Here is a 15,576-nt window from a genome sequence, read left to right on the forward strand (position 1 = left end):
TGGATTTCTTTGATTTTCGCCAGCACGGGGGTATACTTCTACATCCGGATGGTAATAAAAATTAGTAGATCCATATACTATGATTTATATCAATTGCATATAGTAAGGATAAGGAAGTTGACCTTGTGTGAGAGGGGCTTAAGAGGGATAGGAGGTACGGTTTATGGCAGTGAAACGCCAGGATGCTTGGACTCCTGATGATGACATGATTTTGGCGGAAGTGACTTTAAGGCATATCCGGGAAGGAGGAACACAATTATCCGCATTTGAAGAAGTGGCCGAGAAGTTGGGCAGAACCCCGGCTGCCTGCGGATTCCGCTGGAACAGCACGGTGCGCAAAAAGTACGAATCCGCCATTCAAATCGCCAAGCAACAGCGGCAAAAGAAATTGCAGGAACGGGGCAAAACCGGTTACCGTTTCCGGCCGGATTCTTTGTCTTCCGAAAACATGGTCCAGTCCATTGATAAGATCATCCGCTTTTTGCGTCAATATAAAACAGAAGTGAGTGAACTGCAAAGGCAACAGCAACAATTGGAAAAGGAATTGAAGGAACGGGAAAACCAGATCCGGAAGTTGGAAAAAGAAAACCAAGAGATGAAAGAACAACTGAATGATGTAAAGAGCGATTACCGTCTTGTCAATGACGATTACCGCACCCTGGTTCAAATCATGGAGAGAGCCCGCAAGCTGGCGATCCAAGAGGAAGGGAATTTGCAAGACAAGAGCCGGTTGGGGGAAGAATCCCTGGAGCAAATCGACAAGTAAAAAAAAGACCCGCATATTGAAACATGTGGGTCTTTCCGTTTATGGGTGTGAAAATTCCCTCATTCTTTTAAAGCGACCCCTTCCGGCAACCAAACATAGGGGCTTTCGCCGCGGTCGCGTTCCGGAAGGTATTTGACAGGTGTGAAGCCCATTTTTTTCCAAAACTCATCCGTCCGGCAACGGGCATTGGTTTTGACCGGCAATCCCAAACTTTTGGCGTAAGAGACCAGCGCTTTTCCCATGCCTTGCCCGCGAAACGGGGGCAACACTTCCAACTTCCAAATCTCATAATAATCCTGGGCGGGTGAAAAATAGCGGTCATATTTGGCGTCCACCCGGTATAAGCTGATTCTGGCCGCCAGCTTTCCATCTTGGTATATGCCGTAAAAAGGGGATTGGCTGTTGTTTTCCACCATATTTTCTTGCAGATCTTCCAACATGGATAATTCCGGAAGTCCGAACTCATGAAATTGTTGGAATTCCTCAAATGTTTTATAATTAATTTTTAATCTTTCGACTTTTAAAGCATTCATGGTTCCTGCCCCCTGAATTTTTAAGATTTTTATCCTTGTTTCCCCTATTTTACCACAAAACTTTGATTCATTTGAGAAGGAGTAAAAAACGTTTTTGTAGAACAATTTAAAATATAACCATTATTAATGATTATATTTATTTTAGAAAAAAGAGGTGAATTATGTCGATAAAAAAGGTGCTTATTGCAAACCGGGGAGAAATTGCCTGTCGCATCATCCGGACGTGCCGGGAAAAAGGGTTAAAAACCGTGGCGGTCTATTCCGAAGCCGATCAGGAAATGCCGTTTGTTAAGATGGCGGATGAAGCCGTCTGCATCGGCCCGCCCCCGGTTCCCAAAAGTTATCTGAATATGGAAGCGCTTTTGGATGCCGCTTTTGAAACCAAGGCGGATGCGATTCATCCGGGTTACGGTTTTTTATCGGAAAATGCGGTGTTTGCCGAAAAAGTGCAAGCCAACGGGCTGATTTGGATCGGATCGGATCCTTCCGTCATTTCGCGGATGGGCGATAAAGTCGTGGCCAGACAAACCATGAAAAAAGCGGGGATTCCGGTCATTCCGGGATCCGACGGTTTGTCCCGGCCGGAAGATGCCGTCGCCGTGGCCGGGGAAATGGGTTATCCGGTTCTGGTCAAAGCAAGCGCCGGCGGGGGCGGAATCGGGATGCAGGTTTGTTTGAACGAGGATGAGCTGAAAAAGCATTTTCAGCCGCTGAAAAACCGGGCCAAGGCTTATTTTGGCCATGACGGTTTGTTTATCGAGAAAGTGATCTCTCCTGCCAGGCACGTCGAAGTCCAAATTGCCGCAGATCAACACGGGAACGTGGTTCATTTGTTTGAAAGAGAGTGCTCGGTGCAAAGACGGAATCAAAAGGTGATTGAAGAGGGATTATCGCCGTCCATTTATGAATCCACCCGGGAAAAATTGAGAAAAGCGGCGGTGGAGGCAGCCAAAGCGGCACAATTTACCGGAGTGGGCACGGTTGAATTTTTGGTGGATGCAACCGAACAATTTTATTTTTTGGAAATGAACACGCGCTTGCAGGTGGAACATCCCGTCACGGAAGCCATCACCGGCGTTGATTTGGTGGACTGGCAAATCTGTCTGGCGGAAGGAAAGCCCTTGCCGCTGAAGCAGGAGGAAATTTCGGGCCGGGGCCATGCCATGGAGTTTCGCATCTATGCTGAGGATCCGGAGCGTTTTTTGCCTTCGCCCGGAAAAGTGACCCGACTCTCTTTTCCCGAAGGAGAAGGCGTGCGTGTGGATACGGGGATTCAGGAAGGAAATGTGGTTTCGCCCTTTTATGATCCCATGATTGCCAAGTTGATTGTAAGCGGTTGCAACCGGGCGGAAGTGTTGAAAAAAGCCGGAGAAGCCTTGCAAAAGTGCAAGGTGGAGGGGATCAAAACCAATCTTCCGCTCTTAAAAAGTGTGTTGGAGAGCGAACCGTTTCAGCAAGGGAGTTATGATACGAAATTAATCCAAAACATTTTAAAATGAGGTGAGACAAATGGCCAAAGTGGAAGCGACCATGGCCGGAACTGTCATGCAAGTGTTGGTGGCTGTGGGGGACAAAGTGGATGCCGGACAGGATGTGGTGATTTTGGAATCAATGAAAATGGAAGTGCCGGTACAGTCGGAATATTCAGGCGTCGTCAAAGAAATCAAGGTGGAAACCGGTTCGTTTGTCAGTGACGGAGATGTTTTGATCGAGCTTTCATAAAACTCTGATCCGAGGTGGCGTAATCCAAGTGGATGTCAAAATTGTGGAAGTCGGATTGAGGGACGGGTTGCAAAACGAGCCCGTCACGTTGGCGACCGAAGTGAAGAAAGAGCTTATCGAGCGCTTGTTTCAATCGGGGATCAAGCATCTGGAAGTGACTTCGTTTGTCCATCCCAAATGGATTCCCCAATTGTCCGATGCCGATCGGTTGGCTGCCGGTCTTCCCCGTTTGCCGGTGACCTATCGAGCGCTCGTTCCGAATCTGCGGGGGTTGAAGCGGGCCCTTGACACCCGCATCGATGAGTATGCCGTGTTTTTGTCCGCGAGCGAAAGCCATAATCGGAAAAATATCAACAAAAGCATCCGGGATACGATTCCGGTTTTAAGGGAAGTGGTTCAACTCGCACACCAACACGGAAAGAGGGTGCGGGGGTATGTTTCCACCGTCTTCGGTTGTCCGTATGAAGGGAATGTCCCGGTCCAAAACGTGGTCCGCATTTGTGAGCAACTTCTGGATATGGGGGTTTATGAAATTTCATTAGGCGATACGATCGGGGTTGCCGCGCCGCTTGAAGTGAAACATCGTCTGAAAGACATTATGTCAGCAGTTCCCGCATCAAAACTGGCCGGTCACTTCCATGACACCCGCGGGACCGGATTGGCCAATGCCTATGTTTGTCTGGAAGCAGGCATTTATACCCTGGATACTTCCTTCGGCGGCTTGGGCGGTTGTCCGTACGCACCGGGGGCGGCGGGGAATCTGGCCACTGAAGACCTGGTTTACATGCTGAACCGGCAAGGCATCGACACGGGAATCGATCTGGACCGGCTGTGCGAAACCAGCCTGTATGTGCAAAAACATTTGGGAAAACCGTTGCCTTCCAAAATGTTGCAAAGTTATGCGGCCAAGAAAAAAGAATGCGGGGGAGGGAATGAAGATGGCACCGGTGGTCACTGAGTGGAAAGAGCATACGGCCATTGTCACGATCAACCGACCTGAAGTCCACAATGCCCTGAATTTGCCGGCGCTTCAGGCATTGCAGTCGGCGATGGAAGCGTTGACCGATGATCCGAAGGCCCTGGCCGTGATCATTACCGGAGCCGGGGAGAAAGCTTTTTGCGCGGGAGCCGATCTCAAAGAGCGCCGCACGATGGATGACAGTCAGGTTCGCCGTTTTATCCGGTTGATTCGGGATACTTTCACCCGCATCGAGCAAATGCCGCAGCCCGTCATTGCCGCCATCAACGGGTTCGCTTTCGGGGGTGGGACGGAACTGGCTTTGGCCTGTGATATCCGGATTGCCGAACAACATGCGGTGATGGGGCTGACGGAAACGTCGCTCGGGATCATTCCGGGAGCAGGGGGGACACAGCGCCTCCCCCGGTTGATCGGTAAAGCGAAGGCAAAGGAATGGATTTTCACGGCACAAAAAATCACTGCATCCGAAGCGGAAAAATGGGGGCTGGTCAATGAGGTGACGGAGACAGGAAGAGCGTTGGAGACGGCTTGCCGGTTGGCCGGACGGATCGGGGAAAATGCACCACTTGCAGTCCGTCAGGCCAAGTTGGCCATCGATCGCGGGTTGGAGACCGATCTCATGACCGGGCTGGCACTGGAAACTTCGGCTTATGAAACGCTGATTCCGACAAAAGACCGGCAGGAAGGGCTCAAAGCATTCGCAGAAAAAAGAAAACCCCGCTATACCGGGGAATAAACCGGGAGGGATGGTTGTGAAAGAATCCGTTGTCGATCAATTGCGCAAAAACAAAGAAACCGTGCAAAAAGGGGGCGCCCCCAAATATCATGAGAAGTTGAGGAAACAAAACAAGCTTTTCGTGCGGGAACGATTGAAACGGTTGTTTGATGACGAATTTCAATTGGAAGACGGGTTGTTTGCCAACTTCATGGCCGGTGATCTTCCGGCGGACGGTGTGGTGACGGCGATTGGAAAGGTCAACGGCCAAACGGTTTGCGTCATGGCCAATGACTCCACCGTGAAAGCCGGTTCCTGGGGAGCACGGACCGTGGAAAAAATCATACGCATCCAGGAAACGGCCATGAAATTGAAAGTTCCCATGATTTACCTGGTGGATTCGGCCGGCGCCCGGATTACGGACCAAATTGAAATGTTTCCCGGCCGGAGGGGAGCGGGCCGCATCTTTTATAACCAGGTAAAAATGTCCGGAATGGTTCCGCAAGTTTGTCTTTTGTTCGGGCCTTCAGCGGCCGGCGGAGCTTATATCCCCGCTTTTTGCGATATTGTGATCATGGTGGACAAAAACGCGAGCATGTACCTCGGTTCCCCGCGCATGGCGGAAATGGTGATCGGGGAGAAAGTGACCCTGGAAGAAATGGGCGGAGCGCGTATGCACTGTACCGTCAGCGGATGCGGCGATGTATTGGCGTCGTCGGAAGAAGAGGCGATTCAATCCGCACGGAAGTATTTAAGTTATTTCCCGGCCAACTACCAGACAAGCCCGGAGCCTGTTGAAGCCAAGGCACCTTCCCCGAAGGCGCGTCCTGTTTCGGAAATTATCCCGGATCACCAAAACACGCCTTTTGACATGATGGAAGTGATTGAAAGCCTTGTGGATGAAGGGTCATTCTTTGAGATCAAGAGCTTGTTTGCCAAAGAACTGATCACCGGATTGTCGCGGATTGGCGGGCGGGTTGTCGGGATTGTGGCAAACCAGTCGAAGGTCAAAGGCGGGGTGTTGTTTGTGGACTCGGCGGACAAAGCAGCCCGTTTCATCAACTTGTGTGATGCTTTCCACATTCCGCTGTTGTTTTTGGCGGACGTCCCCGGTTTCATGGTCGGGACGCAAGTGGAACGGGCCGGGATTATCCGCCATGGAGCGAAGATGATTTCTGCCGTCTCGGAAGCGAGTGTGCCCAAAATTTCCGTCATTGTCCGGAAAGCATATGGCGCCGGATTGTATGCCATGGCCGGTCCGGCCTTTGAACCGGATTGTTGCCTGGCCCTCCCGACGGCACAAATTGCCGTGATGGGCCCGGAAGCGGCTGTCAACGCGGTATACAGCAACAAAATCCGGGAGTTGGAAGAGCCGGAGAGAACCCGTTTTGTCATGCAAAAGCGGGAAGAATACAAACAAGACATCGATATTTACCGGCTGGCCGGCGAAATGGTGATTGACGGCATTGTGGAGCCCGATGAATTGCGGACGGAATTAAGCCGCCGCTTTGAGGCTTATGCAAGCAAACAGCTGCAATTCAGCCAACGGAAACATCCCGTTTACCCTGTATGAGAAAAAGGTTATGATAGAAACGAAGACATTTACGAGCCATGATCCCAATGGCTCTCTTTTTTTAGCCAAAGTGAGGGATGAAACGGTGAGAATAGCAGTATGGGGAGGCGGAGCGCTGGGATTGTTATGGTCTGCACGCCTTGCCCCCCGGACCGGTCCGTTTTTGTTGGTCACCCGTACCGAAGGTCAGGCCCGGCAAGTGAACCGGACGGGAATCACCTTGACAACGTTGGCGGGCGACCGGCGGAACATCCGGGTAAAGGCGCGGCCGGCCGGTTCGATCAAGGAAGAACCCCCCTTCGATGTCATCTTGGTGATGGTGAAACAACACCATTTGCCATCGGTCATTCCCCTGTTGAAAAATGTGATACATCCGGAAACACAGGTGTTGTTTTTTCAAAACGGATGGGGCCACCAACAGTGGTTGGAACAGTTGTCTTCTTGTTGCGAAACTTATTTGGCGGTAACGACGGAAGGCGCATTGAAAAACGGCAATCATGTGAGGCATACGGGAAAAGGGGAGAGCTGGATCGGCTCTTATCCCGATGCGGGTAAAAAAACGTCTCCGGCACTCAAGGCTTTGCTGGAAGCAGCGGGAAAAGACCTCCTTCAATACGATGAAGACATCCGGCAAAGGCTGTGGGGGAAGTTGGCCGTCAATTGTGTGATCAATCCGATGACCGCCTGGTATGAAATCCGAAACGGTGCGTTGTTAAACCCCAAATATGATGCGGAAAAAGAGGAGATTTTAACGGAAGTGGCGGAAGTGGCGTCTCTGGAAGGGATTTCGCTTCCGTACCGGCAGATGTGGGAACAAATTCATGAGGTTTGCCGGCGCACTTCCGCCAATCTTTCTTCCATGCTGCAGGATGTGAAACACCACCGGCCGACGGAAATCGATTATTTAAACGGGGCGATTGTCCGGTTGGGGGCAAAACACCACAAAAAGTTGCCCGTCAATCAACTGTGGACCGGCCGGATTCGGGAGAAAGAAAAGTTCATGCTATAATGTGAAGACTGAAGACGATCATGGATCAGGAGTACTGTGGGGGGATTGGTTTGTCTCGTCCCAAATTGTTGTCATTTGATACGTATATCATCAACTTGGTTTTCAGCATGTTCGATTTGTTGACGGTGGTGCCCGTTTTATCTTTGATCATCCGGGAGTACCATTTGTCGATGAATTGGGCGGTGTGGGCCGTTTCACTCCATTTGGCTTTTTTTGCTTTTTCTTTGCCCATGATGGATAACTGGGCGGCTTCCAAAGGGAAAATGGAAGTATTGTGGACGGCTCTCACTTTCTTTGTGCTGGGAACCTTTCTCGCCGGATTGGCCGTGGAGTGGGTGTGGTTCATGTGCGGCCGTGTCATTCAGGCCATCGGAACCGGCGGCATGGTGCCGTTTGTCTCCTCGCAATGCCGGCGCAAACTCGGCAAAATGCCCAAAGGCCAACGCTATTTGATCATGCTGGCCTTTGCAGCCGCATGGTGTCTGGTTCCCCTGGCATCCGCCGGGCTGGCTGACGCCTTGGGCTGGAAATCGGTTTTTATTTTGCATATTTTGTTTGCTTTTTTGGTGCTGTTGATTTCCCAAACGTGGAAAATCGTTGATCAGCCGAACCGCAAAGGAGTCGGCGGCGAATCCATCGTTTTTTTCGGGCTGATCGTCTTGTTTTTGATGATGGCCGTCACCAGCACCGATTTTTCCGGAGGGATCTCCGCGGTCTTGCACAAAGAAGTATTGCCGCTTTGGATTGTGGCCATCGGAATGGTGGTTCCTCTGTTGATGGTTGAACGCCAGGGGAGCTATCCGTTTTTCGAACCGCATCTGTTTGCCAATTGGCGTCTGTGGATTTTATATATACAGGTCACTTTGCAAGGGTTTTTGTGGACGATTCTGACCTTGCTTCCTTTTTGGTTTGCCCGGCAGTATGATACCGGGACATACGGCTCGGCGGTCTGTTTGAGTTTCATTGTGATTGGTGCAATGATGGCGCTGCCCGTCATCGGGTTTTTGTCCAATCCGGTGTATGTGCACCGTCTGGCTTACACGGCTTTTTTGCTTTCGGCCGTCACGAGTGCGGGCATGATCTGGATCCCGGACAGCCGGTGGATGCTTCTGGCGGTTTGTCTTTTGGGATGGTGCCTGAGCTTTGCAGTGGCCGATCCCGTTCACCGGTATATGTTCAAATGGGTGTCGCCCCGCCGGATCCGTTCGGGATTGATGGCGGCAGGCATGTTCAGGGCGGCCGGGGGAGCGCTGGGATTTGTGACCGCGGCCCGCTTGTTTGAACCCGGTGTGCTCATCAGTGCAGAGGTGCGCATCTTTTTGTTTGTTGCAGGAGTTTCTTTTCTGGGATTTTTGTTTAGCCTGTTTTTGGGGACAAAAAAAGTTAGCCACTATAATAATTGAAGTGATATACTTTGTAACGGTGGAGCATCAGACTTTTCTTTTAAAGAGGAGTTATATATGAGGTTACAAAAGATAGCAATGACCAAGAAATCCAGTATATTTGATGAATTTCTTCACGACCGGGAATTTGCCGGTTCGTTTTATCAGTATCATCCTTGGCGGGAAGAAAGCATTTACGAACGTGCCCGCGATTTGAAAATATCGAAACCGGCCGTTTCGCGCCAGGAATTGGTCAGGGTGCTCCGGTCTTACCATCAGCCGGATTTGGTGCATCACGAAGTGGAGCGAAATTTGAACCGGTTGGCCGAAGAGGACAGCATGGTTGTGATTGGCGGCCAACAGGCCGGTTTATTGGGCGGACCGTTATATACTTTTTATAAAGCCATCACCATTGTCCGGTTGGCAAAACAAGCAGAGAAACAACTGGGAAAACCGGTGATTCCCGTTTTTTGGATTGCCGGTGAGGACCATGATTTGGAAGAAGTGAACCATGTATGGGTGCAAAACGGTGACAAAGAACCGGTGAAACACCGGCTTGAAGTGAAAGACCAGCGGAAAATCCCCATTTCCCGACGCAGGCTGGATGAAAAACAGTACCGGGACTGGCTGGATCAATTGGCCGGGATTCTGCCGGACCGTCCTTACAAAGAAGAATGGCTGGCACAGTGCAAAAAGTGGGGAATGGGCACACGGTCATGGACCCGCTTGTTTGCCAAAGTGTTGAATCACTTTTTTGGCCCGTACGGATTGTTGTTGGTGGATTCCCATGACGAAAATTTGCGCCGGCTGGAGGTGCCGGTTCTTAAACGCATGATCCGGCAAAGCCGGGCGATTGCCCGGGCGGTGCAGAACGCTTCCGGCCGGCTGATTGGCAGGGGACTGGAAGTTCCGGTCGATTTAAAAGAAGATCAGGGGAATTTGTTCATCCAAATCGATGGCGAGCGGCAGCTCCTGTTTCAAAAAGGGGGGCAGTGGACCACCAAAGACGGCCTGAAAAAGTGGTCGGAAGATGAATTGTTGTCATTGGTCGAACAAGAACCCGCTTTGTTCAGCAATAATGTGATCACCCGTCCCCTCATGCAGGAAGCCTTGTTCCCCACCCTTTACTTCGTGGCCGGCCCGGGTGAAATCGCGTATTGGTCCCTGTTGAAAGAGGCGTTTTACGAACTCGGCCTGAAAATGCCGGTTGTAATTCCGCGCATGTTTGTCACGCTGATGGACAAGGCATTGGAAAAACGGATGGATGAGTTTGCTTTGGGGCTTGAGGAACTGGAACACTTGAAACAGAAAAAAATGAAGTGGATCGACGAGCAACAACCTCCCGATCTGACCGACCGGTTTCAGGAAGCGGTGGATGTCATTCTCGGGCATCACGGGCAGCTGGTTGGTTATTTGCACCAAACCATCGGCATGAATATGAAAGAAATCGGGAAAAAAAATGAAGAAAAAATCAAAGCGCAAATCGATTACTTGCACCGGTTTGCCAAAAAAAGCCTGGAAGAGAAACATCGCGCATCGTTACGGAAATGGGACGAACTGATTCACGGAATTTATCCGAACGACAAACCCCAGGAAAGGGTTTACAATATGATATGGGCATGGAATGAACACGGGATGGATTGGGTTGACTTTTTGCTGCGGGCGCCTTCTTCGGAAGTGCGGCTGGATGGTTCCGTCCATGTCTTGTTGATTTAGTCTTTTTCCTTTTGGAAGATAATCGTGTATAATAACCACGATTATCGGATTTACATATAGGAATAGGGGGATTTATATGTCAGCAGAAAACAGCATTGTCCGTGATATGAACCTGGCTCCGCAAGGCCGCCTGAAAATGGATTGGGCCTGGGATCATATGCCGGTGCTGAGCCGGTTGCGGGAACGGTTGAGCGCGGAAAAGCCGCTTGCCGGAAAAAAAGTGGCGATTTCCCTGCATTTGGAGGCAAAAACGGCTTGCCTGGCTGAATTGATCCGGGATGCCGGAGCGGAAGTGGCCATTACCGGAAGCAACCCGCTTTCCACCCAGGATGACATTGCCGCTGCGCTGGCTGCTTCGGGCGTGACGGTGTTTGCCAAATACAACCCGTCTCCGGAAGAATATAAAGACCATTTGATCAAAACGCTTGAAACGAAACCGGATTTGATCATTGATGACGGCGGGGACCTGGTCAGCATTTTGCACTCCGAACGTCCGGATCTGATGGAAAATGTCCTGGGCGGATGCGAAGAAACCACCACCGGGATTTTGCGTTTGCGCTCGCTGGAAAAAGAGGGGACATTAAAATTCCCGATGGTGGCGGTCAATGATGCGCATTCCAAATACTTGTTTGACAACCGGTACGGAACCGGTCAATCTGTTTGGGACGGAATCAACCGCACAACCAACCTGGTCGTCGCCGGGAAAACCGTGGTTGTTGTCGGCTATGGATGGTGCGGACGGGGGGTTGCCATGCGCGCCAAAGGTTTGGGGGCGAAAGTGATCGTCACCGAAGTGGATGCCATCAAAGCAACGGAAGCATACATGGACGGCTTTGAAGTGATGCCGATCAAGGAAGCGGCCCGGTACGGCGACTTCTTCATCACCACCACCGGGAATAAAGGAGTCATTGCGGGTGAGCATTTCGAAGTGATGAAAAACGGAGCCATCATGGCCAATGCCGGACACTTCAACGTCGAAATCGACGTGGAACAGCTGGAAAAAGCAGCCGTGAAACAACGCGTGGTGAGAAAAGACATCGCGGAGTATGAGATGGCTGACGGACGGAAACTTTACCTGTTGGCCGAAGGGCGTCTGGTGAATCTGGCTGCGGGAGACGGGCATCCGGCTGAAATCATGGATATGACTTTTGCCCTGCAGGCGCTCTCCCTGCTGTTTGTGCATGAACATCATGGCGAATTGGGCCCGAAAGTGTTGGATGTGCCTTATCAAATCGATGAGCAAGTGGCCCGTTATTTCCTGGAAGCCAATGGGGTGGCGATCGACCGCTTGACGGAAGAACAGGAAAAATACTTGGCAAGCTGGCAGCTGGATTGATTTGAGATGAAAGGAAATATACGGTTGAATCCTGCACATTGAGTGCAGGATTTTTTATATTCCGTGTGGTATAATTACCAGTGTGGTGGAGAGTGGTGAAAAGTGGTGAGGAAGGGAGGCCAGGGGGGAGGAAAGCGGTATGTTCATGGGTGAATTCAGGCATAATATCGATGATAAAGGGAGATTGATCATCCCTGCGAAGTTTAGGGAATCATTGGGATCTTCTTTTGTGATCACCCGTGGCTTGGACCGCTGTTTGTTTGCATATCCTCCTTCTGAATGGACGCAACTGGAACAAAAATTAAAAGCTCTTCCTTTTACCAAAGCGGATGCACGTAAATTTACGCGCTTCTTTTTTTCTGGAGCAAGCGAAGTGGAATTTGACAAACAAGGCAGAATCCATATTGCTCCCCATTTACGGGAATATGCTCGTTTGAAAAAAGAGTGTGTGATCATCGGTGTCTCCACCCGTGTTGAGATTTGGTGCAAAGAACAATGGGAAGAGTATTACTGTAACTCCGAAGAATCTTTTAATGAAATTGCAGAAAGCTTGATTGATCTGGATTTGTAGCAAAGGATGAATGAAAGTGTTTAAACATGAAACGGTATTAAGAGAAGAAGCAGTCCATGGACTTTGTATCAAATCGGATGGCATCTATGTGGATTGTACGCTGGGCGGAGGGGGACACAGTCAGTTGATCGCCGAGCAACTGTCTCCATCAGGAACCCTTATCGGATTAGACCAGGACAAGCAAGCATTGGATCATGCCAAAAATAAATTAAAAGAACACTCATGCAACTTGCATTTGATAAACACCAACTTTCGACATGTCAGGGAAGTTGTGAATGAACTAGGTTATGAAAAGGTCGACGGCTTGTTGTTTGATCTGGGTGTTTCATCCCCCCAGCTCGATCAGGGTGAACGGGGCTTCAGTTATCACCAGGAAGCTCCGCTCGACATGCGGATGAATCAGTCACAGGAGTTAAGCGCCTTTCATGTTGTGAATGAATGGCCGGAGGAAGAATTGTCGCGAATCTTGTTTGAATATGGCGAAGAAAAATTTTCCCGGCGAATTGCCAGAGAAATTGTCCAAACGAGAAAGAAAGCGCCGATTCGAACCACGTTGGAGCTGGTGGACGTGATCAAGCGGGCGATTCCCGCGCCTGCACGCAGAAAGGGTCCTCATCCGGCACGTCGTTCGTTTCAGGCGATCCGGATTGCCGTCAATGATGAATTAAACGCTTTTCAAGAGGCGCTGAAAGAAAGTGTGAAATTGCTCCGCCCTGAAGGGCGCATCAGTGTGATCACTTTTCATTCTCTGGAAGACCGGATTTGCAAACAGTTTTTCAAGGAACAATCCCGGGGATGCATTTGTCCTCCTGATTTTCCGGTCTGCACGTGCGGCAGAAAACCGGAATTGAAGATGATTACCAAAAAACCCGTCCTGCCGGGTCCGGAAGAGATAGAGAGAAACCAGCGGGCCCGGTCCGCAAAATTGAGGGTCGCGGAAAAAATATAAACATGAAAGAAGCAGGTAGTGTAAGGAGGATTTATATATGAGAGCGGATCGTTTTCATGGTTCGGCTGCAAAACAGCTCCATAAACCTTACAGAGGGGAGCGGAAGCAAAAAAAGCCGGCCCCTTTCAAAGCGTTTCCGACCGGTGAAAGACTGCTTTACCTGTTCAGCGTTGTTTTGTGCGTTGCTTTGGCTGTTCTGGTTTTGTCGCGTTATGCCAAAGTGTCGGAGTTAAATGTGGCGATTCAAAATACGGAATTGGAAATCGAAAAGGTGGAAAAAGAGAATCTCCAATTGGAAACAGAAGCCAACAAATTAAGAAGTGTGGAGCGTATTCGCAAATTTGCTGAACAGAAAGGGTTAGAGCTGACAGCACCAAAATACTTACCTTCAACCAGCCCCTGATGCCGAAATAAACACGATATTTGTCAGAGAGATGGGAGAGGCTTGATATGGGTTCGATGTTTAAGAAGAGCAAACGGCGTTCTCTTCTGATCGGGCTCGTTTGGATCGTGGGATTCATCATTGTGATTGGAAGATTGTTTTGGCTGCAAGCGGTGGACCATAACAAATTGCTCGCGGCGGCCAAAGAAACATGGATCAAAGAAGATGCTCTTCGTCCCAAACGAGGCACTGTTTATGACCGGACCAAGCAGCAGCAATTGGCATGGGAAGTGGACGCTTATTACTTTGTCGCAGACACCCGGCAGGTGAAAGATCCTGAAAAAACTGCAAAGTATCTGGCACCGGTGTTGAAAATAAAAGAAGACGAGCTGGTCAAACTGCTGTCGAAGGATTCAGACTCTGTGGAACTCCGATACAATGGGAAATACAAGTATCCAAAAGAGACACTCAATCAGGTGGAATCCTTAAAAAAGGACGGGCTTATCCAAGGCATTTATGCTTTTCCCACTTTCATGAGGCAGTATAACGGAACCATGGCCGCCCATGTTTTGGGATTTTTGCGGTATGATGACACAGCCGTTGGCGGCATCGAAGAATATTACGATCCATGGCTCAGGGGAAAAGAAGGTTACATCAAATACCTGAAAGCCAGAAATGGTGTGATGGTCACGGATCAGCCGGAAAAAAACCAGCCTCCGCAGCACGGGAAAGATCTTGTCCTGACCATTGATTCGCGTATCCAACATCAAGTGGAACTGGAGTTGGATGAAGCGATCAAAACCCATGAGGCCAAAGGGGGAACGGCGATTGTCGCCGATCCCAAAACCGGGGAAATTCTGGCCATGGCATCCCGCCCGACTTTTGACCCGAACCGGTATGCCGAGACCCTGAGTGACGAAAACAGCATCAACCGGGCCGTGCAAAGCCAGTTTGAACCGGGCTCCACCTTTAAGATTGTGACTTTGGCCGCGGCGATTGAAGAAGGCATTTTCAATCCGGATCAAACGTATCCGTCGGGTTCGATCCGGGTGGATGACCGGGTGATTCATGACTGGAACGGAAGCGGATGGGGAAACATCACGTTTCGGGACGGAATCAAACTGTCCAGCAATGTCGCTTTTGTCATTTTGGGGCAAAAGTTGGGGGCGCAAAAATTAACGGATTATATCAACCGGTTTGGCTTTGGAAATATTACGGAGCAATACGGCAAAAAAACCGGAATCGATCTGCCGGCAGAGGGAAGGGGATACTTTTTCGGACGGAACCTGTATGCCACGGAATTGGCCACCACCTCATTCGGACAAGGGATTTCGGTCACGCCGATCCAGCAAGTTGCAGCCGTGAGCGCCATTGCCAACGGCGGTGTCTGGAAGACCCCCCATATCATGAAATCGATATGGGAACCGGGGTTGAAAAAAGAAGTGAAATCTTTTCAACCCGAAAGCCGTCGGATCGTGAAAGAATCCACGGCAAAACAAGTCCGGGAGTTATTGCGTGGGGTGGTACAAAACGGAACCGGTGTCGAAGCCGATTTACCGGGCTATGGCGTGGCCGGAAAAACGGGGACGGCACAAAAACCGGATCCGGACGGAGGATACATGGAGGACCAATATATTGTTTCCTTTGTCGGTTTTGCCCCGTATGACAAACCGGAAGTGGTCGTCTATGTCGCCATTGATGAGCCGTCATCGTCCCAAAATGCCACCGGGGGAACGGTGGCCGCTCCGATCGCCAGGGAGATCATGAAAAAATCGCTGCAAATCAGACAAGTGCAACCGAATGACAAATTCGCCGAGACGATTAAATAAAGGGATGGAAAGCCCCACTTTTAAAAGCGGGGCTTTTTTTATGGAAGAAGACAGGCCGTGTCATTTTTTTTCCGCGGATTTCATAGTTTTAGAGTAAGAGACGGGAAGGAGAGG

General features: G+C 50.1%; 15 protein-coding genes. 14 read left to right on the forward strand and 1 reads right to left on the reverse strand.

Annotated features, from left to right (window positions below; genetic code table 11):
• Positions 1 to 163: 163 nt before the first annotated feature.
• The gene (locus I8U21_RS06560) at positions 164 to 766 is read left to right on the forward strand and encodes an RsfA family transcriptional regulator (RefSeq protein WP_181730846.1); all 603 of its coding nucleotides are present in this window, start codon (positions 164 to 166) and stop codon (positions 764 to 766) included.
• Positions 767 to 825: 59 nt separating this feature from the next.
• Here the strand turns inward: I8U21_RS06560 and I8U21_RS06565 are convergent, their stop codons facing one another.
• Positions 826 to 1,299: an N-acetyltransferase gene (locus tag I8U21_RS06565; protein ID WP_181730845.1), complete on the reverse strand. Its 474-nt coding sequence runs from the start codon at positions 1,297 to 1,299 to the stop codon at positions 826 to 828.
• A 167-nt stretch (positions 1,300 to 1,466) separates the two neighbouring features.
• Between I8U21_RS06565 and I8U21_RS06570 the strand changes: the two genes are divergently transcribed.
• From I8U21_RS06570 to I8U21_RS06630, 13 genes are all read left to right on the forward strand, one after another.
• Positions 1,467 to 2,798 (forward strand): acetyl-CoA carboxylase biotin carboxylase subunit, encoded by a 1,332-nt coding sequence (locus I8U21_RS06570; protein WP_198053635.1) that lies wholly within the window; start codon positions 1,467 to 1,469, stop codon positions 2,796 to 2,798.
• Between the two features lie 10 nt (positions 2,799 to 2,808).
• Entirely contained in the window at positions 2,809 to 3,021 is a 213-nt protein-coding gene (locus tag I8U21_RS06575) for an acetyl-CoA carboxylase biotin carboxyl carrier protein subunit (RefSeq protein ID WP_181730844.1), read from the forward strand.
• 28 nt (positions 3,022 to 3,049) lie between these two features.
• Positions 3,050 to 3,979, forward strand: coding sequence for a hydroxymethylglutaryl-CoA lyase (locus I8U21_RS06580; RefSeq protein ID WP_181730843.1), 930 nt, complete (start codon positions 3,050 to 3,052; stop codon positions 3,977 to 3,979).
• Positions 3,954 to 4,736: an enoyl-CoA hydratase gene (locus I8U21_RS06585; RefSeq protein ID WP_181730842.1), complete on the forward strand. Its 783-nt coding sequence runs from the start codon at positions 3,954 to 3,956 to the stop codon at positions 4,734 to 4,736. The genes I8U21_RS06580 and I8U21_RS06585 overlap by 26 nt, the downstream gene beginning before the upstream one ends.
• Before the next feature lie 16 nt (positions 4,737 to 4,752).
• Complete coding sequence (locus tag I8U21_RS06590) at positions 4,753 to 6,288, forward strand: acyl-CoA carboxylase subunit beta (RefSeq protein WP_370527037.1); 1,536 nt, start codon at positions 4,753 to 4,755, stop codon at positions 6,286 to 6,288.
• An 85-nt stretch (positions 6,289 to 6,373) separates the two neighbouring features.
• Complete coding sequence (locus I8U21_RS06595; RefSeq protein WP_181730840.1) at positions 6,374 to 7,297, forward strand: ketopantoate reductase family protein; 924 nt, start codon at positions 6,374 to 6,376, stop codon at positions 7,295 to 7,297.
• Positions 7,298 to 7,347: 50 nt separating this feature from the next.
• A complete protein-coding gene (locus I8U21_RS06600; RefSeq protein ID WP_181730839.1) occupies positions 7,348 to 8,700 on the forward strand; it encodes an MFS transporter in 1,353 nt (450 codons plus the stop codon).
• 57 nt (positions 8,701 to 8,757) lie between these two features.
• Complete coding sequence (gene bshC / locus I8U21_RS06605) at positions 8,758 to 10,395, forward strand: bacillithiol biosynthesis cysteine-adding enzyme BshC (protein ID WP_181730838.1); 1,638 nt, start codon at positions 8,758 to 8,760, stop codon at positions 10,393 to 10,395.
• 76 nt (positions 10,396 to 10,471) lie between these two features.
• Positions 10,472 to 11,731 (forward strand): adenosylhomocysteinase, encoded by a 1,260-nt coding sequence (locus I8U21_RS06610; protein WP_181730837.1) that lies wholly within the window; start codon positions 10,472 to 10,474, stop codon positions 11,729 to 11,731.
• 139 nt (positions 11,732 to 11,870) lie between these two features.
• Positions 11,871 to 12,302: a division/cell wall cluster transcriptional repressor MraZ gene (gene mraZ / locus I8U21_RS06615; protein ID WP_062843156.1), complete on the forward strand. Its 432-nt coding sequence runs from the start codon at positions 11,871 to 11,873 to the stop codon at positions 12,300 to 12,302.
• 10 nt (positions 12,303 to 12,312) lie between these two features.
• Entirely contained in the window at positions 12,313 to 13,251 is a 939-nt protein-coding gene (rsmH, locus tag I8U21_RS06620; RefSeq protein WP_181730836.1) for a 16S rRNA (cytosine(1402)-N(4))-methyltransferase RsmH, read from the forward strand.
• A 37-nt stretch (positions 13,252 to 13,288) separates the two neighbouring features.
• Positions 13,289 to 13,654 (forward strand): cell division protein FtsL, encoded by a 366-nt coding sequence (gene ftsL / locus I8U21_RS06625; protein ID WP_181730835.1) that lies wholly within the window; start codon positions 13,289 to 13,291, stop codon positions 13,652 to 13,654.
• A gap of 47 nt (positions 13,655 to 13,701) precedes the next feature.
• Positions 13,702 to 15,462 (forward strand): peptidoglycan D,D-transpeptidase FtsI family protein, encoded by a 1,761-nt coding sequence (locus I8U21_RS06630; RefSeq protein ID WP_198053553.1) that lies wholly within the window; start codon positions 13,702 to 13,704, stop codon positions 15,460 to 15,462.
• The last annotated feature ends 114 nt before the right edge of the window (positions 15,463 to 15,576 follow it).

The organism is Thermoactinomyces sp. CICC 23799 (genome assembly GCF_016055145.1).
GTDB classification, from domain to species: domain Bacteria; phylum Bacillota; class Bacilli; order Thermoactinomycetales; family Thermoactinomycetaceae; genus Thermoactinomyces; species Thermoactinomyces intermedius.

Coding starts and splice junctions, on each gene's coding strand:
- I8U21_RS06630 (WP_198053553.1), top strand. CDS start 13,702: ATGGGTTCGATGTTTAAGAAGAGCAAACGGCGTTCTCTTCTGATCGGG.
- rsmH (WP_181730836.1), top strand. CDS start 12,313: ATGAAAGTGTTTAAACATGAAACGGTATTAAGAGAAGAAGCAGTCCAT.
- I8U21_RS06575 (WP_181730844.1), top strand. CDS start 2,809: ATGGCCAAAGTGGAAGCGACCATGGCCGGAACTGTCATGCAAGTGTTG.
- bshC (WP_181730838.1), top strand. CDS start 8,758: ATGAGGTTACAAAAGATAGCAATGACCAAGAAATCCAGTATATTTGAT.
- mraZ (WP_062843156.1), top strand. CDS start 11,871: ATGTTCATGGGTGAATTCAGGCATAATATCGATGATAAAGGGAGATTG.
- I8U21_RS06560 (WP_181730846.1), top strand. CDS start 164: ATGGCAGTGAAACGCCAGGATGCTTGGACTCCTGATGATGACATGATT.
- I8U21_RS06610 (WP_181730837.1), top strand. CDS start 10,472: ATGTCAGCAGAAAACAGCATTGTCCGTGATATGAACCTGGCTCCGCAA.
- ftsL (WP_181730835.1), top strand. CDS start 13,289: ATGAGAGCGGATCGTTTTCATGGTTCGGCTGCAAAACAGCTCCATAAA.
- I8U21_RS06565 (WP_181730845.1), bottom strand. CDS start 1,299: ATGAATGCTTTAAAAGTCGAAAGATTAAAAATTAATTATAAAACATTT.
- I8U21_RS06585 (WP_181730842.1), top strand. CDS start 3,954: ATGAAGATGGCACCGGTGGTCACTGAGTGGAAAGAGCATACGGCCATT.